Origin of the sequence: Acinetobacter sp. I-MWF (genome assembly GCF_025433935.1) — a bacterium.
GTDB classification, from domain to species: domain Bacteria; phylum Pseudomonadota; class Gammaproteobacteria; order Pseudomonadales; family Moraxellaceae; genus Acinetobacter; species Acinetobacter guillouiae.
The window spans coordinates 3,530,909-3,555,936 of record NZ_JAMBAR010000001.1 but is presented as its reverse complement, the minus strand read 5'-3'; the positions used below and the strand labels follow the sequence as shown (position 1 = coordinate 3,555,936).

General features: G+C 39.1%; 16 protein-coding genes. 10 read left to right on the top strand and 6 right to left on the bottom strand.

Annotated elements, in window-relative coordinates; genetic code table 11:
• Positions 1–57 precede the first annotated feature (57 nt).
• From paaK to M2R48_RS16255, 4 genes are all read left to right on the top strand, one after another.
• Positions 58–1,386, top strand: a complete 1,329-nt coding sequence (paaK, locus tag M2R48_RS16270) for a phenylacetate--CoA ligase PaaK (RefSeq protein WP_262086762.1) — start codon at positions 58–60, stop codon at positions 1,384–1,386.
• A gap of 49 nt (positions 1,387–1,435) precedes the next feature.
• Entirely contained in the window at positions 1,436–2,377 is a 942-nt protein-coding gene (locus tag M2R48_RS16265) for a PaaX family transcriptional regulator C-terminal domain-containing protein (RefSeq protein WP_262086761.1), read from the top strand.
• Positions 2,378–2,437: 60 nt separating this feature from the next.
• On the top strand, positions 2,438–3,025 hold the full coding sequence (locus tag M2R48_RS16260; protein ID WP_262086760.1) for a gamma carbonic anhydrase family protein: 588 nt from the start codon (positions 2,438–2,440) through the stop codon (positions 3,023–3,025).
• Positions 3,026–3,417: 392 nt separating this feature from the next.
• The gene (locus tag M2R48_RS16255; RefSeq protein ID WP_262087520.1) at positions 3,418–3,876 is read left to right on the top strand and encodes a hypothetical protein; all 459 of its coding nucleotides are present in this window, start codon (positions 3,418–3,420) and stop codon (positions 3,874–3,876) included.
• Positions 3,877–4,007: 131 nt separating this feature from the next.
• On the opposite strand, the gene M2R48_RS16250 is transcribed toward M2R48_RS16255, so the two are convergent.
• Both M2R48_RS16250 and aspT read right to left on the bottom strand, forming a co-directional pair.
• Positions 4,008–5,609 carry a bifunctional aspartate transaminase/aspartate 4-decarboxylase gene (locus tag M2R48_RS16250; protein ID WP_096734966.1) on the bottom strand — a complete coding sequence of 534 codons (1,602 nt, stop codon included), beginning with the start codon at positions 5,607–5,609 and terminating at the stop codon, positions 4,008–4,010.
• Between the two features lie 54 nt (positions 5,610–5,663).
• Positions 5,664–7,349 carry an aspartate-alanine antiporter gene (gene aspT / locus M2R48_RS16245; protein ID WP_262086759.1) on the bottom strand — a complete coding sequence of 562 codons (1,686 nt, stop codon included), beginning with the start codon at positions 7,347–7,349 and terminating at the stop codon, positions 5,664–5,666.
• A gap of 534 nt (positions 7,350–7,883) precedes the next feature.
• Here aspT and M2R48_RS16240 point away from each other — a divergent pair.
• From M2R48_RS16240 to M2R48_RS16230, 3 genes are all read left to right on the top strand, one after another.
• Positions 7,884–11,630 carry an ESPR-type extended signal peptide-containing protein gene (locus tag M2R48_RS16240; RefSeq protein WP_262086758.1) on the top strand — a complete coding sequence of 1,249 codons (3,747 nt, stop codon included), beginning with the start codon at positions 7,884–7,886 and terminating at the stop codon, positions 11,628–11,630.
• Position 11,631: 1 nt separating this feature from the next.
• Entirely contained in the window at positions 11,632–15,666 is a 4,035-nt protein-coding gene (locus tag M2R48_RS16235) for a YadA-like family protein (RefSeq protein WP_262086757.1), read from the top strand.
• Positions 15,667–15,767: 101 nt separating this feature from the next.
• Positions 15,768–16,184: an outer membrane protein assembly factor BamE gene (locus M2R48_RS16230; protein ID WP_262086756.1), complete on the top strand. Its 417-nt coding sequence runs from the start codon at positions 15,768–15,770 to the stop codon at positions 16,182–16,184.
• Between the two features lie 174 nt (positions 16,185–16,358).
• Here M2R48_RS16230 and M2R48_RS16225 read toward each other — a convergent pair whose 3' ends face one another.
• The gene (locus M2R48_RS16225; RefSeq protein ID WP_262086755.1) at positions 16,359–17,420 is read right to left on the bottom strand and encodes an alpha/beta hydrolase; all 1,062 of its coding nucleotides are present in this window, start codon (positions 17,418–17,420) and stop codon (positions 16,359–16,361) included.
• 438 nt (positions 17,421–17,858) lie between these two features.
• A complete protein-coding gene (locus M2R48_RS16220; RefSeq protein WP_056513343.1) occupies positions 17,859–18,668 on the bottom strand; it encodes an IclR family transcriptional regulator C-terminal domain-containing protein in 810 nt (269 codons plus the stop codon).
• Between the two features lie 137 nt (positions 18,669–18,805).
• Here M2R48_RS16220 and pobA point away from each other — a divergent pair, with 137 nt between their 5' ends.
• Both pobA and M2R48_RS16210 read left to right on the top strand, forming a co-directional pair.
• Positions 18,806–20,038, top strand: a complete 1,233-nt coding sequence (gene pobA / locus M2R48_RS16215) for a 4-hydroxybenzoate 3-monooxygenase (RefSeq protein WP_262086754.1) — start codon at positions 18,806–18,808, stop codon at positions 20,036–20,038.
• A 208-nt stretch (positions 20,039–20,246) separates the two neighbouring features.
• Positions 20,247–20,927, top strand: coding sequence for a GntR family transcriptional regulator (locus tag M2R48_RS16210; protein ID WP_004717728.1), 681 nt, complete (start codon positions 20,247–20,249; stop codon positions 20,925–20,927).
• Between the two features lie 65 nt (positions 20,928–20,992).
• On the opposite strand, the gene M2R48_RS16205 is transcribed toward M2R48_RS16210, so the two are convergent.
• Positions 20,993–21,937, bottom strand: a complete 945-nt coding sequence (locus M2R48_RS16205) for a PDR/VanB family oxidoreductase (protein ID WP_262086753.1) — start codon at positions 21,935–21,937, stop codon at positions 20,993–20,995.
• 12 nt (positions 21,938–21,949) lie between these two features.
• A complete protein-coding gene (locus M2R48_RS16200; RefSeq protein WP_262086752.1) occupies positions 21,950–23,026 on the bottom strand; it encodes an aromatic ring-hydroxylating oxygenase subunit alpha in 1,077 nt (358 codons plus the stop codon).
• Positions 23,027–23,655: 629 nt separating this feature from the next.
• Here M2R48_RS16200 and M2R48_RS16195 point away from each other — a divergent pair.
• Complete coding sequence (locus tag M2R48_RS16195; protein ID WP_262086751.1) at positions 23,656–25,002, top strand: MFS transporter; 1,347 nt, start codon at positions 23,656–23,658, stop codon at positions 25,000–25,002.
• Positions 25,003–25,028: the final 26 nt, after the last annotated feature.

Sequence of the window (25,028 nt, the reverse complement as noted above, 5' to 3'; positions counted from 1 at the left end):
TACCAAACCAAGGATTTTAAGAAACAGCCAAAGGATGGCTGTTCAGGGAGTAACAATATGAATAACAATACATTGGAACATTTAGAAAAAGCATCGGTTGATGAGTTACGCAATGTTCAATTCGAACGTATAAAACAAACATTGCAACATGCTTATCAGAATAGTGCCGTCTATCGTCAGAAATTTGATGAAGTTGGGGTACATCCTGATGATTTTAAAACTTTAGAAGATCTAGCTAAATTTCCATTTACCTCTAAAAAAGATTTACGCGAAAATTATCCATTTGGCATGTTTGCAGTTCCACAACAGCAAATAGTCAGAGTACATGCCTCGTCAGGTACAACGGGGCAACCCACTGTCGTGGGATATACTCAAAAAGATATTCAAGTTTGGTCTGATGTTGTGGCACGTTCATTACGTGCTGCAGGTTTAAGTAATCAAGATATTATTCAAGTGTCTTATGGCTATGGGCTATTTACCGGTGGTCTAGGTGCGCACTATGGTGTTGAGCGTTTAGGCGCAACGGTCATTCCTATGTCAGGTGGTCAAACTGAAAAGCAAGTACAATTAATACATGACTTTAAACCCACGGCAATTATGGTGACACCATCCTATTGCTTAAATATCATTGAAGCATTGGAAAAAAGATTTGGTACTGCCAAAGAGTGCTCCATTAAAATCGGAATATTTGGTGCGGAACCGTGGACCAATGAGATGCGTAAAGAAATTGAAGACCGTTTAAGGATTGATGCACTGGATATCTATGGCCTATCTGAAGTGATGGGACCCGGTGTGGCGATGGAGTGTCTAGAGACTAAAGATGGTTTAACCATTTGGGAAGATCATTTTTATCCTGAAATTATCAATCCAGAAACAGGCGAAGTGTTGGCTGATGGTGAATTGGGCGAATTAGTTTTTACCACGATTACCAAAGAAGGCATGCCTGTCATTCGTTACCGAACCCGAGATTTGACTCGTTTATTGCCAGGCACAGCAAGAACAATGCGCCGTATGGATAAAATTGTTGGGCGAAGTGATGATATGATGATTATTCGTGGTGTAAATGTATTTCCATCTCAAATTGAAGAACAAATTTTACAAATCCCTGAATTGGTTCCTAATTATGAGATTCAGATTTGTAAACAAGGTCATCTGGATGGATTGCACATCCGTACAGAAATGCGTCAAGATATACCTCAGGAAATACACGCACAACTGTGTACTCAGCTCAAAACTAAGATCAAAACAATGGTTGGAATTACGGTAAGCATTGAAATTTTGGCAGAAGGGGCATTGCCACGTTCAGAAGGTAAGGCTCAGCGTGTATTTGATTTGCGCAGCAATAATCATGTTACACATCCATCAAGTACGCTTAGCCTCGGTTAATTTGAGTGTTGTTATTTGAGATTGTTAAATTAAGGTCCTATCGAACATTATGAATTCAAAATTAAAACTTGCTATAGATGATTTTATTACCAAAGAAATGTTAAGTGGAACGTCACTGATCATGACGGTTTTTGGTGACTGTGTGCATCATCACGGTGGGATTATCAGTCTTGCAAGTTTGATTCAGTTAATGAGTGTTTTTGGACTCAATGAGCGTTCGGTACGGACTGCTGTATTTAGACTGGTACAAAATGGCTGGTTAGTGTCTGAAAAGATTGGTCGTACAAGTTATTACCGTGTGACTGAAAGTAGTCTCAACGGTTTTACACTCGCAGATACTAAAATTTATAATTTTAATCATAAAGAATGGGATCAAAGTTGGGATTTGGTTCTACTCAGTTCATTGGATATTGATAATAAACAAATTTTAAAGAAAGAATTGGAGTGGCTGGGTTTTGCCAGTATCGCAAGTAATGTAATGGCTTATCCAAGTTGCGAAAAATTGAAATTACAGAATTTATTGCTCAGTCAAAACATGACAGATCAAGTGGTAATTTTTAAAGCTGAAACTTTGCAACTGTGGCAAGAATCTTATCCAACGGTAAAACGAATGGTGGAAGTTAATTGGCCAATTCTTGACTTACATTCACGTTATGAAAAATTTATCCATGATTTTAGAGAGTTCTTAAATCTTGTGGAAAATTCAGATGATATGGATGCCGCACAAGCATTTCAAATCCGTATTTTGCTTATTCATCAATTCCGCCGAATTTTATTAAAAGATCCAAATTTACCATTTGAATTATTACCTTCAAACTGGTTATCGCTGAATGCGAGAAACTTAAGTAGTAATCTCTATCAACTGGTTGTTTTTGCAGGGGAAGAGTACTTTATGCAGTTTGCTCGCACATCAGAAGGTTTTATGCCACCTTTACATCCTATGTTTTATAAGCGATTTGGTGGTTTAAAAGTTGAGGAAATGGACGCTTAAACCTACCAACGCATTTAATTATTTAAATGAGTTGGGCTTTGAAAAATATGGATTATTCACATGCCTTGTTATGCCATTGATAATGTAATTCCAGTCGTACACCCTAAAGCATTTGTACATCCTACTGCTGTATTAATTGGCGATGTTATTCTTGAAGAGGGCGTTTATATTGGTCCTTTTGCTTCGTTACGTGCTGATTTTGGACAGATTCATGTCTGTAAAAATTCCAATGTACAAGATAACTGCGTAATTCATGGCTTTCCGAAAAGTATTACCTTAATCGAAGAGTATGGGCATATCGGTCATGCTGCTATTTTACATGGCTGTACAATTGGCAAAAATGTTTTGGTTGGCATGAATAGTGTCATTCTTGATGAAGCTGAAATTGGTGAAAATACCATTATTGGTGCCAATAGCACAGTTAAAACCAAGGCTGTTATACCCGCAAATGTGCTCGCTCTTGGAAGTCCTGCAAAAGTCGTTCGTGATTTACTAGAAAAAGAAATTGAATGGAAGCGAAATGGAACAAAAGAATATATTCATCTTACACAGCGTTGTATAAATTCATTACGAGAGGTAGAACCTTTGATTTCTTTAGAGAATCGGTTGGATTTTACAAACTTTAAAGCTGAGCATCAGTTGTACTAATTTGTAGTTTGAGTGTTATAGCGGTTGAGCATCATAATATTGTGAATTGGATCAATGCGTACTGAATTTACAATCAGAAAATAGGTTCAACACATTGTTTTTGTCTCGTCCTAAAAAAGTTTAACAATATTTCATTGAGAACTAAGTTAAGCAATGAATTCGGTTCTTGCTTTTTCACACATATCATTTTTTCGCCAATCTCTTAAAATAAGGAAAAACATCTTCTTACTGACGATTATCCAAAGCTTATGGTGACCACACAGCAAATTGAACAAGCCAAGCTGTTGAGCAAAAGGCTGTTGTTATAGATGTCTAAGTGGTTCTTTTATTTGTTAATATTGGGTAAAATTACTGCAAATTTTGCACTTTATAAAATGTAGATTAGGATGATGATGAACAAAATTTTAGTGATTGCCTTAGGGATATTGCCAGTATTTGCACAAGCACAAAGCTTTAAATACACAAACACCGCGTCTGGTTTTAAAAATTATCAGGGACTAGCCACTTTAACTGGAAAATTTTCACGTAATTTAGACCCTGAATATTTGGATTATATGGGCGATGATATTTGCTTTGAACCTAACAAAACATCAGCTGCACTTATTCCACGCCCAAAAGGTGATACACGAGATGTCTGGTTTTGCTTTAGCAACTTTGATGCAGCAAAAAAGACTTTTAAGTTACCAGACAATATTAAAAAAGGTTATTGCCAATATGAGGGACAGGCAACGATTCAAATTAAAGACTATCATTTATTTATAGAGGAAACTGAAGGTTTTGATTCAACTCAATTAGTTTCAGCGACCAATATTACTCCTGCAAAAGCAATAAAATGTAAAGTGCAGAATTAAGACTGTTTAAATACTGTGATGAGATTTGATAACTACAAGTAAATAGAGCTTAACTTGGTTAGCTATTCGCAAACAAAAAAGATCGCATTAATGCGATCTTTTTTTAAAACAAATACTTAATCTATTTATACTCATTTATTCTTTTTGCTGACTTTTTTATATTCCAGATAAGCTTCTTCAGCAAATTTTCGTAATGAAGTCCCGATTGCTGCATATTGGAATTCATTTAAGTTGGCAAGCGAGGCGCGTGCAGAAGGATGTTGAACACCAAAACCTGAACCTGGAAGTAGTACTACACCTGTTTCATCAGCAACTCTGAAAAGTAATTCTGTTGGATTCTTATTTTTCATCACCCAATCAGCAAATGCATCACCATATAGTTTCCGTGAGGTATTTTCTAAATTGACCAAGGTATAGTAATCGACTGCATTCGGATCTTGTGGGACTTCAACCCCAAGCTGTCTATAAAGCGCAGCATCACGTTCTCGAACTACAGATTTCACTGCTTTTTTATAGCTTTGGCGAGAATCCATCATATTAAATAAAGCAAAAAGAACCATTTGTACTTGTTGAGGTGTGGATAATCCAGCCGTGTGATTTAAGGCAACATTACGGCTATCGGCAACAAGGCGATCAATAAACTTAATACTAGATGGATCTGTGGTGAGGGATGAGTAACGTTCTTCGAGTTCTTTCTTGTCTTTTTTAGAAAGCGCCGCAATTTTTTTATCTAAAATATTATGATTACTCAAGGCAATGACCCCAAGTCTCCAACCAGTTGCACCAAAATATTTAGAGAAAGAATAAACCAGAATGGTATTGTCAGGGCAAATTGCAAACAAGGATTTAAAGTTATCTGCAAATGTGCCATAAACATCATCTGTTAAAATAATCAGGTCAGGACGTTTTTTAACAATATCAGCCAAAATCGCTAAACCTTCATCACTCATTTTAACCGAAGGTGGGTTGCTTGGATTCACCAAGAAAAATGCTTTAATCGATGGATCTTCTAATTTGCGTAATTCGGATTCAGGGTATTGCCAACCAAGATTAGGATCAGCCTTGATGAGTACTTCTTCGAGCTGATAATCGTTGAGTTTTGGAATTTCGAGATAAGGGGTAAAAATAGGCGAACCTATGGCAATACGATCACCATGTGAAATAATTTTATTTTCTTTTAATGAATTAAAAATATAAGCCATTGCAGCTGTACCACCTTCCACTGCAAATAAATCGAGTTCTTCTTTAGGCATACCTTGTACGCCCATTTCACGTAAAACGTATTCTTTAATAATCTTTTCGCTGACTCTTAGCATTCGATCTGGGACAGGATAATTACAGCCAAGTATACCTTCGACCATTTCGAGTAAGAATGCATCAGGATCGAGTCCCAATTGGTCACGAACATAAGAAATTGCTTTACCCAAAAAAACAACACCTGGCTTGTCACGATTTTCTAGGATGAAGTGGTCAAAGCGTGATTGCAATCCTTCTGCACGCGGAAATCCACCAAGCCCTTCTGGCATATAGGAAAAAGAAAATTCTGATTCAGTGGCAGAAAATAAACCCAATTGGAAAAAGGCACGGCGTGGAACAGTTGCCAGAAAGTTTGGATTGCCTCGTCCCGCATTGAGCATCATACGGTCAGTATGGCTTTGTGCTAAAGCAATCAATTCATCTTTGAGTTCAAATGGGCTTAGTTTTGCGTATTTTGAATAATCAACGTTCCCCATGGGAAGTCTCCTTAATTATCTTGAAGTGAATGAGTTTGAAATTTATAAAATTATTTATGCTAAACCGACAATTAGAGGGCCAAGCAAGGTTAAAAATACATTTGCGAGTGCATAGGTAATTGCAAATGGGACGGTCGGAATTGAGTTTCCAGCTTTGTCGAGTACGCCACCAAAAGCGGGATTTGCACTGCGTGAGCCAGTTAATGCTCCAGCCATTACGGCGACATTGTTATAACGGAGTACATAACGGGCAAACAGCATTGAAAGAATTAGCGGTACTAACGTGACCACCACTCCGATCATAAATAGGGACAAGCCACTTTCTTTAATGGTTTGCATGGCCTGTAAACCTGATTGCAAACCGACAGCAGCAACAAAACCAGCAAGACCTAAATCTTTGAGAAGTTGTGAAGCAGCTAAAGGCATATTGCCGTGGACTTGGTTACGGCTACGTAGCCAACCAAATAACAGACCTGATAACAGAGCACCGCCACCTGCACCAAGGGTTAAAGGAACATCACCAATACGGACAACAAAGAGGCCAATGACTAAACCAATAACTAAACCTGCACCATGGAAAATCCAGTCTGTTTTTAAGCTTTCTGGTAAAGCTTTACCCGCTTCTTTGACTAAGCGTTCAAGATCACTTTTAGTTCCATATACGGTGACCACATCGCCTTGACGCAGGACTGTATCATCACTTAATGCTTGCGCTTCACTGTTACGTTTAATTGCCAGCACATAAATGCCATGCTTTAAGTAATCTGGGGTATTGGCTTTGATATCGCCAAGAGTACGGTTGGCATATTTTGAGTTTCGTAATATGACATCTGTGGTGTCCATGATCATTTCCATGCCTTGTGAGGATTGCAACTCAGATCCAATAAACTCGGCAATGGAAACGATACTTGCCCTGCGACCAACGACCAGAACAACATCATCTTTCTCTAAGGTAATTTCTGGCGCAACATCAATAAATTGATCTTTGCGTTTTAATCGTTCAATGGTGACGCTCGGTACTTGTGTTTCGAGTTCGGCAATGGTGTGTCCTGATGCTTGTTTGACTTTGTAAATACGACCAACAATTTCAGGCATAGCCAATTCTTGACCAGGTGCCAGTTCAAATGCACCTTTTAACTGTTCCGCTTGCGCTTTCAAAGCATCATCATGAATTTCTCGCCCCATAAATTTTGGCAAGATATTCACACAGACAATAATTGCGCCTAAAGAACCAAAAATATAGGTCACGGCATATCCAATCGCAACATTGGCTTGAAGTTTCTGAATTTCTGCAAGTGGTAAGTCTAGGCGAGAAATCGCATCGCCCGCCGTACCAATAATCGCAGACTGGGTCATCCCACCTGCAGCCAAACCTGCTGCTAAGCCTTTATCTAGATTAAAGATTTTTGCCATGACTAAGACTGTAATGAGTCCACATACAGCCATAAAAATAGCCAGCAAAATTTCTTTAATGGATTGTGGCCCAAGCGATTTAAAAAACTGTGGGCCACTTTCAAAACCGACTGCGTAAATAAATAAAGCAAAAAGAATCGCTTTTACACCATTGTCGATTGGTACGCCAATAAGACTTAGAATAACAGCGACAAGTAATGATCCTGCAACACCACCAAATTGAAACTTTCCAAATTGAAACTGACCGATCCAAAACCCTATTGCTAAGGATAAAAATAATAGGATTTCAGGACTATGTTTTAATTCACCTTGTAGCCATTCAATCATTTTACGGCCCCACCTTTATTATTTAATCTATATTTGATTATGAATTGAGTGTTCATTTTTTTGCGTTCAATGAAAAATACTATATCAGCCGAGGTTGTGTAAAATATCCATATTTGAAATATATTATTTCATGGTTTTTTTATTTATTTAAAGAATATACCAAATATGGTGAATATTAAATTATGCTTAAATAATAAATATTTTAATTATCATAGTGCCTTTTACTTGCTTATTTATTTTTAATGAGATTTTTTGATTGATAATTTTTTATTAAAAGTTAATTTATTTAAAAAATAAATTTAAAAAAAATAAACAAATTTTTTTGTATTTACAAGGTGCTTGTATTGATGATTATTTCAATGTAAATTATTGAAATTAATAAATTATTTATTTTAGTATTAGATATTTGTTTTTCTGGTGTTAGCAAAGTGTATCGTTTGGTAAACAGTATGGAAAAATATAAATATATTGTGCATTTTATTTGAAAAGTAATTAATAAATCAAAACATCATTATAAATGCAGGTATATATATCATGAATAAAGTGTATAAATTGGTCTGGAATACTACAGTGGGAAGCTGGGTTGTAGTATCTGAAATTGTAAAAGGTAATAAGAAATCGAAAATTAATAAAATTGTGAAAGGTTCGATGTTTTTATTATTTATTGTTAATTCAAATGCTATTTTGGCGCAAGATATTAATGAGAGTTTAAATGTAAATGGTAGTTTAACTGCAACTGGAGATGTGGTTGCAAATGGTGTTTCATTAACAACAGTAAATACTGATTTAAATCAAACAAAAAATGATTTAAATACCCTGGATGATCAAGTTAATAATACTTCTACGGGGTTGGTCACTAAGGTATCACAGGTTGATTTTGATAGCTTAAATAACCAAGTGAATGATTCAAGCACAGGGCTAGCGACGAAAGTGTCAAAGTCGGATTTCAATAGCTTGAATAATCAGGTCAATGATGTAAACACAGGATTAAATAGCAAGGCATCTGCGACGGATTTGAATTCGCTGAAGAATCAAACTTGGAATATACAAAGCAATGGTGGGACGTCTAGCGCCGTAAAAGCTACAGATACCGTGAATTTTGTGAATGGTAAAAATATTGCTGTAACCAATACGGGTACGAATATTTCAATTTCTACTGTGGATGATCCTGAGTTTAACTCGGTAAAAATTGGTGATTCTGCAAATAATACTGTATTGACCAGTACAGCAAATGGTTTAGACCTAGGTGGCGATAAGCTCACAAATTTAGCCAACGGTAGTATTGCTGCAGGATCTACAGATGCAGTGACAGGCGGGCAAGTGAATGATTTACTTTTCCAAAGTGGTCAAGGTATCAAATATTTCCACACCAACTCATCGCTTGTTGATTCACAAGCCAATGGTTTAAATTCTCTTGCTATAGGCCCTGTGGCAAAATCTGAAGGTGAACTATCAATCGCTATCGGTCATCTCTCAAATGCTACAGGACTCAACAGTATTGCTGTCGGAAATACAGCCAATGCCATCAATGATTATTCTATTGCTTTTGGTAAAGAAACAGGCGCACTTGGCGCCAATTCAACTTCTATCGGAAATGGTGGTCAAGCGAGAGCATTGACCCCGACTTATAACGTATCCAATACGCAACTGATTGCAATCAATGGTATTCCTGTCACCGCAATGGGAACGGATCCCAGCACTATTACTGAAATTAATGGGGTTGCTGTCTCTGCAACGCAAGTGAATCAATTCCTTACAGCTTTGCAAAATGGCGCCAATATGTCTGTTGGCGATAAAAGTGTTGCATTGGGGTCTTCTGCATTAGCAGGTGGGCCTTCAAGTATTGCGATTGGGGATGCTGCGATAGCAACAGGAACGCATTCAAATGCAATCGGTCAGGGTGCAAATGCCGTGGGAACCAATGCCAATGCGATAGGAACCTCAGCATCTGCTGCCACCAATGCCAATGCGATCGGAAATTCAGTGTCTGCAAGTGGAACTGCGAGTGTCGCAATCGGAAATCAAGCGACTTCAGGAGGCACGAGTTCAATTGCATTAGGTGATGGCGCAAAATCTAGTGTGGTTAATGGTGTTTCAATTGGTAGTGCTGCAGGAGTAGGTTCTATTGGTTCTGGTACATTTGACCGCAATGGGCATATCGCCGTTGGAGCAAATGCAGGACAAAATATTAGTGGTAACCAATCGATTGCGATAGGGGTTGGTGCGGGTAGCAATTCAACAGTCAACTCAACAAGTTCTGATTACAATATCGCTTTAGGTAGCGATGCAGGAACAAACTTATCGGGTAATCAGAATATTTCAATTGGTTTTGGCAGCAATAAAGATAGAAACGCTACCGTACAAAGCTCAGTTGCGATCGGTGCGGCAACATTTACTGAAAGTTTAGGTGTAGCTGTTGGAACACGAGCAAGTGTTGCTCAAGGCGGTGTTGCACTTGGTTATGATTCAATTGTGACAGGCACTTCAGGGGTTGCAATTGGCTTGGATTCTTTGGCGGGTCAAAGTGATGTGGCATTAGGTTCTGGAAGTATTGCGCAAAATAACTCACTTGGAAATGGCTATATCACCAACGTCTCTGGTGGTGTGGGAGGTTTTAACATTGTTTCGGTCGGGAATAAAAATGAGCAACGTCGAATTACCAATGTTGCCGATGGTTCTGACTTGCAAGATGCGGTGACGGTCAATCAGATTAAAGCATTACAAAATGACATTATCCGTGTGATGGGCGCAACGGATGCAAAAGGTAATCCTGCAACTATTGGAAGTGGAGGTACTTTACCTTTAATCCAAGTCAATGTTAAAGATTCCTCTGGAAATACCAGTAAGCTTCCAACAACAATTCAAGATGCTTTTGATTTACTGGGTACGGGACAGATTGGTGGCGTAGTACCTGATGCTGTGTTGTATAACTCAGACAAATCAGTTGTGAATTTAGTCGGTACTGATGGAACGATTATTCGCAACGTAAAAGGCGATGAAAATGATCTGTCCTCAGCGGTGAATTTTGGGCAATTAAAAACAGCTGTTGCGGAAGCAGGACCACAATACTTTTCAGTAAATACCACGGATATCAATAATAAAAACAATACAGGGGCAAATGGCGACAATTCTTTAGCAATTGGCCCGAGTGCCAGTACATCTTCCCTTGCAGCGGGGAGTGTTGCTTTAGGTAGTAATGTGATTGTAGCAAGAGAAAAATCAGTTGCGATTGGTGCGGGTGCGGGTTCAGTAGGGGTTTCCTCAATTTCAATCGGTGATTCTTCGATTGCCACAGGTACAAATAATATTGCGATGGGGAAAAGCGCAGAAAGCCGTGGCGAAGATAGTATTGTTATAGGGAATGGTTCTGAGGCGGACGGCACCAAGTCAAACTATGCGGTCGTTGTAGGGAGTGATGCTGAAGTTAATTCCGCAGATCAAGGGATTGCAATTGGTCGCCAAGCATTGTCTCAGGGAGATAATGCGACGGCAATTGGTTATCAGTCTAAAGCCAATGGTGCGCAGAGTGTTGCATTAGGACGCTTTGCCACAGCAACTGCTGAAGACAGTATGGCCTATGGAGATAATGCTAAAGCTTCGGGTACGAATTCTACTGCAATAGGCTCAGATGCAAACAGTACTTCTCAAGATGGTTTGGCAATAGGCTCTCAAGCAAAAAGCTATGCAGCAAAAGCCACGGCAATTGGTCAAAACGCAGAAAGTGCGGGTGAAAATGCGATAGCGTTTGGTGTCAACAGTGTAAGTCGTGCTAAAGATGCCACTGCGATAGGCAATAATGCAACTTCAAATGGAATCAATGCGATTGCACTTGGCAAACAATCCAATGCAAATGCTTTAAATTCAATTGCGGTGGGTACAGGAACCAATGCACTTCAAGAGGATGCGGTCGCAATCGGAAATAGTGCTTCGGTGAGTGCGAAAGGCGCAACTGTATTGGGTAAGTCTGCAACAGCATCACATGAAAATGCTGTGGTTTTAGGAAATAACTCAGTTTCGGCAGCTTATGTGGCAACCAAATCAGCCACAATTAATGGCAAAACCTATGATTTTGCAGGAGCTCCCGCTGCATCTTCTAGTGTAAGTGTCGGGGATGTCGGTGCTGAACGAACCATTGTCAATGTCGCTGCTGGGCGTATCAGTAGCTCAAGTACGGATGCAATTAATGGCAGTCAATTATATCAAACCAATCAAGCCATTACCGATTTAGCAGACACGCCATTAAGCTTTGCCGGAGACACTGGCGCGAAAGTGGAGCCGTAAATTGGGTGAGCAATTAAAGCTCACTGGTGGAGCAACTGGGGTACTTACAGATGGCAATCTTGGGGTTGTAAGTAATGGTACCGATACTTTGCAATTAAAATTGGCCAAAGATGTCAACCTGACCGCTCAAGGAAGCTTAAGTGTCGGCACTTCCAAAATTACAGATGGGCAGGTGGAAATTAAAGACAGCACCAATAATAGTAATATCAGCACCTCCACTCAGACAGTGATTACTGCTGGGGCAAGCAGTAATAGCGCAAATGCCAATAGCATTAACTTAAAAAATGCGAGCAATAATGTTGTGTTAAGTGGCACGACAGGTACTTTGACAGGGCTGACCAATAAAACTTTAACTGAATCAGACTTTGCCAAAATGGGGCGTGCAGCAACAGAAGAACAGCTTAAGTTAGTCAATGAGGTGGCTGAAAATGCCAATAAAGGTTGGAATTTAACCACCAACAAAGACGCTACAGGCACTACAAATATTGCAGCCACGGATACAGTCGATTTTTCAAATAGCGATGGCAATCTAGCCATTGGTCACACTGGTGCAAATGTCGATCTAAAACTTGCAGAAATCGTTAATGTGGGCGGACTTCCAGGTGGGGCAAACATTGCCATTAATGGCAAAAATGGCACGATTACAGGATTAACCAATACCACTTTTGATCCGAGTAACTATTTATCTGGGCGCGCTGCAACTGAGGATCAATTGGCAACACCCATTACATTTGCTGGAGATAATGCTGGTGTGAATGTCGATCGTAGATTGGGGCAACGCTTGAGTATTGTCGGTGGTGAATCTGTTGCGAGTAATTTAACCGACAATAACATCGGTGTGGTTGCAGACAGTACCGACAATAAACTAACCATTAAACTCGCTAAAGATATTCAGCTCGATAGTGTAAATGCGAGTGGCACAGTGATCGATAGCAAAGGCTTAACTTTTGTAAACGCAAGTGGCGGTGCTGTGCCGAATTCACCAAGTGTGACCGTGACAGGAATCAATGCGGGGACCAATAAAATTACCAATGTTGCATTGGGTGATATTAGTGATAGCTCTATGGATGCTGTAAATGGGAGCCAGATTAAACAGATTATCGATAAAGGATTTAGCATTAGTGCAAATGCTGACAGTGCAGCAAAAGATACGATTGGTCTCGGTGAAAATGTTGATTTTAGTGCAATCGATGGCAACATTAAAATTACCAACACAGGCAATAATGGCATTAGCTTTGGGCTTGAGCCAGTGGTCAAGATTGGACCTGCCACAGGTGGAAATCCAATAACAGTCAATGGTAATACAGGAACAATTACAGGCCTAAGCAATACAACCACATCCAGTAATGACTTTGCTACTGTCGGTCGCGCGGCCACAGAAGAACAGCTCAAACAGATGCAAACTGGGCTCAATGATGCGGGCTTTGGCTTAACGGCTGGCGACGGCAATACCATCAACAAAAAATTGGGCGAAAGTATTGAGGTTATTGGTGCCGATAGCAATATTGCCACCAAAGTCACTGGTGGCAAAGTTGAAATAGAGCTCGCCAAAAATATTGATCTGAGTAGTGCAGGCAGCTTAACAGTCGGTACCAGTAAAATTACAGATGGTCAAGTTGAATTAAAAGATGCGGGCAAATCGAATATTAGTACGGTGAATAGTACAATTGTCAGTGATGGTAGCAATAGCAGTACGTTAGGTGCAGGGAATATCAATGTCAGTAATGGCACTTATCAAACCCAAGTCGGCCCAACACAAATTCTTGTAGGTGGTGCAAATCCAGTTACGGTGAATGGTTCAACAGGACGGGTGAGTGGTTTAAGCAATACCACTTGGGATCCAAATGCAAGTTACAATCAAAAACAAGCTGCGACTGAAGAGCAGTTAAAACAAGTCAGTGATGTTGCTCAGAATGCCAATAAAGGCTGGAACGTCAAAACGGATGCTATTTTGGGGACAACGCAAGTCAAACCAGGCGATACGGTCGATGTCGGTTTAGCAACAGGTGAAACTAATTTAAATGTCAGTGCAAAAAATGACAGTAATGGAACGACAACCATTGATTTCAGCTTAAATAAAGACCTGAATATTGATAGTGTCACTGCGGGTACCGCAACGGACTCCACTGTACTGAATAAAGATGGTATGACCGTACAAGATGGTAGCACTCAAAGTGTGATCAGTTCTGGTGTGATCAGCGTCAAAAATACAGTCAATCAAGTTGTACTTGATGCCAATAAAGGCACACTAGAAGGTTTAACCAATAAGACTACATCAGGTAAAGATTTTGCTACCACAGGTCGTGCAGCCACAGAGGAACAGCTTAAAGAAATCCAAACTGGACTGAATGATGCCGGTTTTGCTGTAACCGCTCAGGATGGCAATACAGTAAACAAGAAATTAGGTGAAAGCGTTGATGTAATTGGTGCTGACAGTAATATCAGTACCAAGGTTGCAGCTGGAAAAGTACAAGTCGAGTTAGCAAAAAATATTGATCTCACTTCTGCAGGCAGCTTAACGGTTGGTAAAAGCAAAATCAGTGATGGCAAAGTAGAACTGAAAGATGCTGCCAAATCGAATATCAGTACTGTTGATGGTACATTGGTGAGTGATGCAAGTAATAATAGTAGTTGGATTGGTGCAGGCAGTATCAATCTAAGCAATGGTATTTATCAAACCCAAATGGGACCAACACAAATTATTGTGGGCGGTGCGAACCCTGTAACTGTGAATGGTGCAACAGGGACTATTGGTGGGCTGACCAATAAAACATTTAATCCAAATAACTTTGTCAGTGGTCAAGCTGCGACAGAGGATCAGCTTAAAGCGGTGAGCGATCGTATACAAACAGCAAACCAAGGTTGGAATTTGACCACCAATGGAACCAATAGTAATCCAGTCAAATCAGGCGATACGGTCGATTTTAGTAACAAAGATGGCAATATTAATATCAGTAATAATGCCAATAATGTCAGTGTCGAATTAGCCAAAGATATTCAGGTTGACAGTGTGACCGCAGGCAATACCGTAATCAATAATGATGGTCTTAGCATTACTGGCGGGCCAAGTGTGACTAAAAATGGTATTGATGCTGCGGGTAATAAAGTCACCAATGTTGCAGAGGGGAGTATTGCTCAGGGCAGTAAAGATGCGGTGAATGGAAGCCAGATTCATAATATTATTGGGGATGGTGCATTCCAAGGCGGAGATGGCAATACCATTACCAACATCGGTGGGACAGGTGCAACCAACATTAATGATGCGATTAGCTCAATCAACCAAAAAGCTGGGCAACATTCTACAGTTATTGCTGGGCAGAATATGACCGTCACTGAAACAACCAATAGCCTAGGAGGTAAGGAATATAAGGTTGCAACAGCGGATGACGTAAAATTTAACACGGTTATTGCAAATACGGTTACTGCAGATAATGTCATAGCAAACACAGTCAAAGTGGGTGATGTTGCAATAGATCAAAATGGAATAAATGCTGGGAATAAAAAAATCACCAATGTTGCAGCAGGTGAAGTATCCAGCACTTCAAAAGATGCAGTTAATGGTTCACAACTCAATACGTCAAACCAATACATCACCACATCATTAGGCGGTGGCGCAAAATATGAAAATGGTCAGTTCACTCCGCCAACCTACAATGTAAATAACGGCTCATATCATAATGTAGGTGATGCCTTAGGTGCGCTTAATCAGGCTGATATTGATTTAGGTAATAAAATTACCAATCTAGGCGATCGTTTAGAGCAAGTATTTTATGACACCAATGGTCGCATAGATGATTTAGAGAAAAGAGCCAGTGCAGGCAATGCGCAAGCACTTGCAACAGCAGGTTTACCTCAAGCTTATATTCCAGGCAAAAGTATGATGGCAATCAGTGGGGGGACTTACCGTGGCGAAAGTGGGTATGCGATCGGGATGTCATCAATTTCAGATAATGGTCGATGGGTGTTTAAGGTGAGTGGAAGTGGTAACTCGCGTGGTGATTTTGGGGGAACTGTAGGTACTGGAATCCAATGGTAGTTTAGGGAAGCTAAGGCATTTTAGCCATGTAAACAGTGTCTTAGCTTACCATTTTTTGGATTCAAATTAACGAGAACAATAATTTATGTGAGAGTCGACATATGAAAAATTTATTAATATTGAGTTTAATAGCCCTAACATTGAGTGCTTGTGCCACAGGAACCATTATTTCTAAAGAGGGTAAAACCGATCAAGCGAAATGGCACAAGGTGGATGATGTCATTTTAAATAAAAAAGCGGGAACATTCCCAAATGTACAGAACTTGAATCAAGTCAGAGCAGGAATGACCAAAGATCAACTTTACGCGCTGATTGGTCGACCTCAATATGAGGATGGTTGGAGAGCTAGAGAATGGAATTATTTGTTCCATTTCACGACTGCAGACCGTACCAATGACACTATTACAACCTGTCAGTTTAAAATTTTATTTGACCAGGAAAAGATCGCAAGAAGCTTTTACTGGAATCCAATACAGCCTAAAGATGGCCTATGTCCTCCCTCTCTTGAATTAAAGTAAAAATAAGCGAGTAGATGGTTGAAGGCTTTAAAATTGTATACTTTAGGCATTTAATTTTTTGCGTGTAGAAAAATTCAATCTCAAACAACAGTGTGTAAAGAGAAAACCCACAACGATGTGAACACTTTAAATAAGCGGTCATATCGTTGTGGCACATTTAAATCATATACGTTTTTAAGATGATGTTTTAACACGCCATTGAGGATAGATCGAAAGGATATAGTCCTGAAATTGTTGTATCACTTTTGGATTGTTTGAGCGCTTTAAATAGTCTAAAACACGATCTAAATAAGCCTCACTGGGTTGTATCTCAAAGCCTAAATTTTGACTTAATTGAGCATAATGTTGTTTTATAAGATTGGGATTTTCTGGGATCGCTTTAATATTGACTCGCATACCTTCAAAAATATAACGCAAACCATCAAGATTACCTTTCATTGGCACAGTACCGTGATCTTCACCCTCATACTGGACATATTTATAGTTCAGTTGAGTAAAAGGCTGTTGACTTAAATATTGATTGAACTTTTTGATACCCTTGTAATGGTTGTCTAAACTGTCTGTATTTTCACTGGCACCAACTTGGGTTAAAAATAAAGTTTTATGCTGAAAATCTTGATTGTTCGCTTCCTTAAAACGTTTCAGCATGATCTCATCATCCCACCAAATACTAGGGTCATGGACAATATAGGCTTGGATATTTTGTTGACCATTGAGCATATGATTGAGTGCGGTAATACCTCCGAAAGAATGACCAATCAATATATTTAACCCATTCGTACGATATTTTTTCTCAATATCAGGCATGAGCTCCGATTCTAAAAATTTAAAAAATGCGACATTTCCGCCAGTTTCACCTTCAATTACACGTCCTTCATTAATTTCAGGCTTTTGCTTGGTTGGGGTTAAGTCTCGAGCACGATCTGTATTAACGATCCCAACAACGACGATTTCAGGAATCGAAGGGTAAGGTGACTTCGATAATTTTTCCACAATTCCTGTCAAATAATGGAAGTTACTTTCGCTATCTAATAGATAAATCACAGGATATTTTTGCTTAGGATATTTGCCATATGTTGCAGGGAGATAGATCTGGATTGGTCTTTTTTCATTTAAAACTGAAGACACGAAGTTGTGTGTTTCTCCAATTTTGATGCTGTTATCCGCAAAACTAGGTATTGAGATTTGCATGATCAACACGCCTAGCGCCAAGTAGAGAGAAGTTTTCTTCAACATGAAAAATGACCTATTCGATAACAGTGATGTGATTCCCCCAGTCGAGTAAACTTATTGATTGCTCAAGTATGGGTACTGATGATTTACAGAAAAAAAGAGATTAAATTCAATTCAGGTTGCGTTGCTGGCTGACAAAGCTTTTAGCAGAAACAGGTGTTTTGCAGCATCAGTTTGTATTTTTTTAACTGATCAAAGTCATAGAGCTGAGTACACGATTTGCTATTGGCTGAATAAGAATAGATTGGATCATAAAATTGATTTTTATAAATATGCGAATAATAATTATTATCTTTTAAGTTGGTGGTAAAAATCAATATGGATCTATATGTTTTATAAATTTATATTGTTTTGCGCTGTCATGAACAAGTTAAAAGCTATGCGTTTAAAAAATTAGCCTTTAAGCATTATGGTTCCCATTAAAATTTCTTCAACGTATTTTTAAACCATACTCCTTAACTCATAGGCTGTATTTCTCAGTAAAGGCAAAACTTGCTGAATCAGTTGTTCTTCAGTGACACGATGTGTTTGTGCAATACAGTTTAATGCAGCGACGGCTTTGCCTTGTGCATTTAATACTGGAACTGCAATCGCAATAACCCCTAATTCATGTTGTTCTTTTGATAGACAATAATCTTGTTTTTGAATTTCTGCCAATACTTGATAAAACTGGACTTCATCTTGAATGGTATAAGCGGTGAGGCGTTTCAAACTATATTTATTTACCCAGTGTTTTTGTTCTTCTAAATTCAATGCTGCCAATAAAACCTTGCCTGTTGAGGTTGCATGTGCAGGCAGACGATTGCCCAAATGCATCCCATAAGGGCTAAGGCGTAAATTATCGTGTTGAGGTAAGTAGCTTCGGGCAATTGGAACGACTTCATGTTCATCTAAAACCACCAGTGAAAAAGTCAGACTGGTTTGAGCGCTTAACAGATTGAGAATAGGTTGCACAACTTTAGGCAGATGAGCAGAGCTTAAATAGGAGCTCGATAAGCGTAATACTTTGTGAGTTAACCAAAAGTAGTGATCATCAGTTTCTAAATAACCTAAATATTTTAAAGTTCGTAAATATCTTCGTGCCGCTGTACGACTCAATCCTGTGCGCTCTGCAATTTGAGTCGAATTGAGTTTTTGACGATCAACCCCAAAGGCTTCAAGCAAACTTAGCCCTTTGGCGAGTCCAGCAATGTAATCGTCTTGCTTAATGGTTTCACCTGAAACCTCGTTCTCAATTAAATCGTATCTCATCGTTCATCCATTTCCGATTATAATTTTATGGCCGATATACGGTCATTGTTGCCACTATACGGCGATTATCCAGTTTTCACCATATCAAAAAGAGATCAAAAAAATTAATTTAATGGTCAGGATATGGAGAAAATGTTATGGAAAATTTAACCACACAAGTGGCGATTATTGGTTCAGGCCCAGCTGGGCTATTGCTTGGACAACTGTTGTTTAAAGCAGGTATCTCCCACGTGATCATTGAGCAACGCAGTGCTGAATATGTAGCTGCACGTATTCGAGCAGGGATACTTGAACAAGTATCGGTTGATTTATTGAAGCAAGCGGGTGTGGATGAAAATCTAAACAAGTTTGGCTTAGCACATAATGGTATTGAAATTTTAACCAATGGCTTAAAGCATCGTGTGGATTTATCTGAGTTAACTCAGGGGAAGCAAGTTACGGTTTATGGACAAACGGAAGTCACAAAAGATTTAATGCATGCACGTGAAGCGGCAGGTCTATGTACTTACTATGAAGCTGAGAATGTGCAAATTCATGATTTTGAGCAAAACCCGTATGTTAGCTTTCAGCAAAATGGTCAATCGTATCAGCTTAGATGTGATTTTATTGCAGGCTGTGATGGTTATCATGGGGTCTGTCGTGCAAGCGTGCCACAAGATAAAATCAAAACTTTTGAAAAGATTTATCCATTCGGTTGGTTAGGTGTACTTGCAGATGTTCCACCTGTTTCAGATGAATTAATCTATGTGCAGTCAGAACGTGGTTTTGCTTTATGTAGTATGCGTTCAAAAACCCGTAGCCGATATTATTTACAAGTTCCTGTGACGGATCATGTCGATGAGTGGTCTGACGAACGATTTTGGGATGAGTTAAAAAATCGCCTTGATGACGAAAGTCGTAAAAATTTGGTTACAGGCACTTCTATTGAAAAAAGTATTGCACCTTTACGCAGTTTTGTGACAGAGCCAATGCGATTTGGGAAACTATTTTTAGCAGGAGATGCCGCACATATCGTTCCACCGACTGGGGCAAAAGGTTTAAATTTAGCTGCATCTGATATCGCTTATTTGTCAAATGCCTTAATTGAATTTTATCTCAATGGTTCAGAACAAGGCATCGAGGAATATTCTGAAAAATGCTTAAAACGTGTGTGGAAAGCAGAACGTTTTTCATGGTGGATGACGCATTTACTACATCGTTTTGAAACGGAAAGTGAGTTTGATCATAAAATTAAGCAGGCTGAATTGAGTTATATTTTAGATTCACATGCGGGTTTAACCACATTGGCTGAAAACTATGTGGGTTTACCTTATGAAATTAAAACATTTAATGAGGTTCAGGGGAGTCGTTCTGACTTGCTTAGTCATTAATTTTTGAAAAATAGAAAGTTACCTATTTTGAGCAAGATTTTAAATCTTAATTAAATATAGGTGGCTTTCTTTTTCTTTTTTATACAACAAAGCTGTTCAGGCTTTTTTTGAAACTTGAAACCAAATAGATTCAAATCGAAAATTTGTTTTCATTTTATAGATGAACTTGTTAGCATCAAAGGGTATTTTTGATAGCGTGTGACAGTGAATGTCTTCAGGTCAACAAGTTTTAATTAAACTTAGAAAAATGATTATTGCTGGGGAGCTAGAGGGCGGTGCCAGAGTGGCAGAGATCCCAACGGCTGAGTTGCTTGGGGTGTCCAGACAGCCTGTGCGTATGGCATTTCGTTTACTTGAGCAAGAAGGTTTATTGATTAAAAATCCGACTCGAGGTTATACAGTTCGAGAAATTTCAGAAAAACTGATCAATGATGCACTTGAAGTGCGTGGCATCCTTGAAGGACTGGCTGCTAAAACCATTGCAGAACAAGGTTTGACGGAAGAACAGAAAAAAACACTACAAAATTGCATTGTCGAAACTGAAAAACTTTTTGATGGAAAAACTGAGTTTGGTGATCATGAACTGGAACGTTACCATCACTTTAATGTGATTTTTCACGATACCATTATTCAAGGCGCGCAAAATGTTGCATTGATCCAAGCCTTAGCCAAAAACAATCAATTGCCCATGGCCTCGGCCCAAGCCATTACCTATGACCAAACTCAAGCACTTTCAGAATATCGTCGCTTACATTATGCCCATCTACAACACTGTTCAATTTACGATGCTTTAATGCATAGACAAGCTGGACGTGCTGAAACATTGATGCGGGAACATAGTAGTGTTGTGGTTTTGGGCGAGACCTTAAGAAACGTGTTGTCTCAATAAAACCGAAAAGAAATATCAACAGACCCTAAGCAGCTCTTTTAATCGAATCAAAGGGCTGTTTTTCATTAGAATTCAATCAGCAAACTTGTAGATTTTGCTCGGGAACAGCAGGGGGTAAACTGGTTATTTAATGCATGTTCTTCATCAGTCATAAATACATCACGGTGATCTGGAATTCCTGCAAGCACACGCGTGATACAGGTTCCGCAAATACCTTGTTCACAAGAAACAGGGACATCAAAACCGTTCTCAATTAAGGCTTGGGTTGCTGTTTGATGAGGCTGTACTTCGATTCGACGGTCACTGCCTTTGATTTCGATGGTAAAAGCAGCATTGTTAGATACCTCTGACTTTTGTGCGACAAAGTGTTCTTGATGTAGCTGCTCTGTCTGCCAGCCCATGTGTTGAGCTGACTCCATCACAAATGCCATAAAACCTGCTGGTCCACAAACATATAAATGTCTATCGGATGTGGTCTGCTCCAAGACAGACGACATATCACATTGAGTTTCAGGTTGATTTTGAATATGAAAATGAATCTGACCTGTAAAGTGTTCGGTTAAATTTCCATAGAAAGCAATCATTTCATGACTACGTACAAAATAATGCAGCTCAAATGGGATCCGCTGGGATTTAAGTCGATATGCCATTGAAAGAATCGGGGTAATACCGATACCACCAGCAAATAAGATTGCCTTTTGGGTATGAGGATGAATTTCAAATAAGTTACGTGGTACGCCAATACGTAATTGATCACCTTCACGGTACTCGGTATGCATGCAACGAGAACCACCTCTAGAATGCTCATCATGCAAAACACCAATCACATAACGGTGTTTTTCACTACAACAGTTTGAAAGTGAGTATTGGCGCGTTAAGCCATTTTTGAGATGTACATCAATATGCGCGCCTGCCTCAAAGCTTGGAAGGGCAGAACCATTGCTTGAAATCAATTCAAAGGCTCGAATTGATGGAGTAAGTTGATGAATTTTATTAATAACAACGTCCATGTTTATTCTCCTTTAAATCACCCGAATATTTGGAAACTTATGTTTTGTTGTTTCAGGTGTGAGCGTACTTTCTTGTGCCAGTAATCTATCAATCACTTTACGTGACTGTACGCCACCAGCATCGATATTCAGCATCAGTAACTGGCGATGGGGATTTCGTAAAATATTTTGTTGCTGTTGTTCCAGCATTTCTAAATCTTCGGTAAAGATTTTGCCTTGACCTTCGCGAATGAGATCAGTGAGGGTCGGGTTATCTTGTTGGAAATTACGTGCCATTCCCCAAAAATACCAATGCGAGGTTTCTGTTTCAGGGCTAATAAAATCAACCACGATCGATGACACTTTTTTATCTTTAGGGGCATGATATCCGCCATGACCAGCATGAGCGACACCCACTTCAATATGTACATTACTTGGAGCAACGAAGTGACAGCGTTGCCAACGATCTACAGCAACATCATCTGCTAAGTTATTACAACGAAGTGCCATTTGCCAAAATGGAGGAGCGATGACATTTTCCATATAACGTTCAGTAATGACATGATCACCATCGACCTTGGTGACAGGAAGTGCTTCATCAATTTCTTTTTGCCCAATACTGCTCGAATGGACATAGGTTTCATGGGTCAAATCCATAAGGTTGTCGACCATCAAACGATAATCACAATCAATATGGAATAAACCACCGCCATAGCTCCACTCAGGATGATCTGCCCATTCTAGTGTAGGGAGTTTGGACTCATCAGCCAAAGCTTGATCACCAGGCCAAACCCAAATAAAACCAAACTTTTCTATGGCTGCATAGGCTTTATTACAGGGGAAACCGTTTACACGTTGAGCTGGCATAGAAATGGTTTTTCCTTCGCATCCCATGACTAAACCATGATAACCACAAACTAAATTGCCATCTTCAACATAGCCTAATGATAATGGGGCGCCACGATGTGGACAAAAATCTTCAACAGCAGCAACTTGATTTTCTTTGCCGCGATAGAAAACAATTTTTTCACCACAGATGGTGCGACCAAGCGGCTTGTCTTGGATATCTTCAGGATAGCAAGCAACATACCATGCATTTTTTATAAACATTTGTGATGACTCCTTATCACTTATTGGATCCAATTTATATCAACAAAAATAAACAGTCAATCCATAAAATGATCATTAAATCCTTTTATTTAGGCTTTTTTATTTTGTTTTTATCAATATTTTGCTGTTTTTATTTAAAAAAATATCTCTGCGATATTTATGTGGTTGATTGTGCTTTTATTTATTTTTGGATCCAATTGGTGTTTTTGTTGAATACCTCTCGCATTGCGAAAACTAAAATATTTAAGAATAAGGGGGCTTTTTTAATATCTCAATAAGGTCACTTACTTAGTAGAGGCTAATTGAATTTAATGGATCCATTTTCATGTAATTTTTAAATTTATACATCTGTTCTTTATTTATTTTTTTATAAATATTTAAATAAATCAATTGATTTTGCTTTTTATTTTTATTTTGTAAATATTTTTTAATAATACTATTGATTTTTTGGATCCAATTAATCAAGATGAAATAGAGCAGGACGCTCCAAAAAAATATTCTTGTTCAAAGATGAGTTTAAAAATTAAATTATTCCTCTAGGTAATTATGGATACGGATATGCATAACCACCCAACGACGCAGCTCAATAATGTCGTGTGTATATCCTATCCAGATTGGGAGATACACAAATGGAAAGAGATGTGCTTGGAGAGATAAGTCAAAATAAGATGAGCCGCTATCAATGGTTTGTGATTTTGATTTGTGTTTTCCTCAATATTATTGATGGTTTTGATGTCATGGTTATGGCATTTACTGCACCTTCGGTTTCAGCGGATTGGTCGCTTTCTGGTGCTCAAATCGGTTTGTTATTAAGTGCTGGTCTATTTGGCATGGCTGCTGGTTCGATTTTTCTGGCACCACTTGCCGATAAAATTGGTCGCCGTTTACTGATCTTAATTTGTTTGGTGATTGCTGGAATCAGCATGCTGGCATGTGCTTTTGTCAATAGTCATAGTATGTTGGCCATGCTTCGTTTTGTCACAGGGATTGGGGTTGGCGGTATTCTTGCCAGTAGTAATGTTTTGGCCAGTGAATATGCCAATACACGCTGGAGAAGTTTTGCGGTAAGTTTGATGTCTACAGGATATGGGATTGGTGCCACACTTGGTGGGATATTGTCACTGACACTGATTGAACATTTAGGCTGGCGCTCGATTTTTCTTGCAGGTGGGATCACAACCATTGCAATGCTGTTGGTGAGTATATGGTTATTGCCTGAGTCCTTAGATTATTTGTTGGCAAAAAGACCGCAACAAGCGCTAGCGCGAATGAACTCAGTGTTACAGCGTATGGGCTTAACTCATCTAGATGCCTTACCTGATTATGCAAAAAGTGATGCAAAGGGTGGCGGAGATTTTGCTAAATTATTTGGTGGGCAACAGGGCTTTCAAACATTGTGTCTATGGGGTGCTTTCTTTCTCGTAATGTTTGGCTTTTATTTTGTGATGAGTTGGACACCGAAAATTTTAATTTCAATGGGAATGTCGCCTGAACAAGGGGTTACCACAGGTATTTTAATTAGTATTGGTGGGATCTTTGGTGCAGCAATTATTGGTTTGCTGGCATCCCGTATCAAAATCTTCTATGCCTTAAGTCTATTTCTAGGACTAACTGCCGCATGTGTGTTTTTATTCGTGGCTGTCTCGGCCCAAGTGAGCGTGGCATTGATTGTTGGCCTATTACTTGGAACGCTGATTAATGGTTGTATTGCAGGTTTATATTCTATTTCACCTACAATTTACGACGCCGATATTCGTAGCCGTGGCGTAGGCTATGCCATCGGTTTTGGACGTATTGGTGCTATTTTATCACCAACAATTGCAGGCGTTTTTTTAGATAAAGGTTTAGCGCCAGCCACACTTTATGCATATTACGGGGTGGTATTTATTTTGGCAATTGTACTTATTTTAATGTTAGGTAATGCATTTTATCGACATAAAAATGAAGCAGCCTATACGCTTAAAACAACAACTTAATCCTCTAAAAATTAAATAGTTGAGAT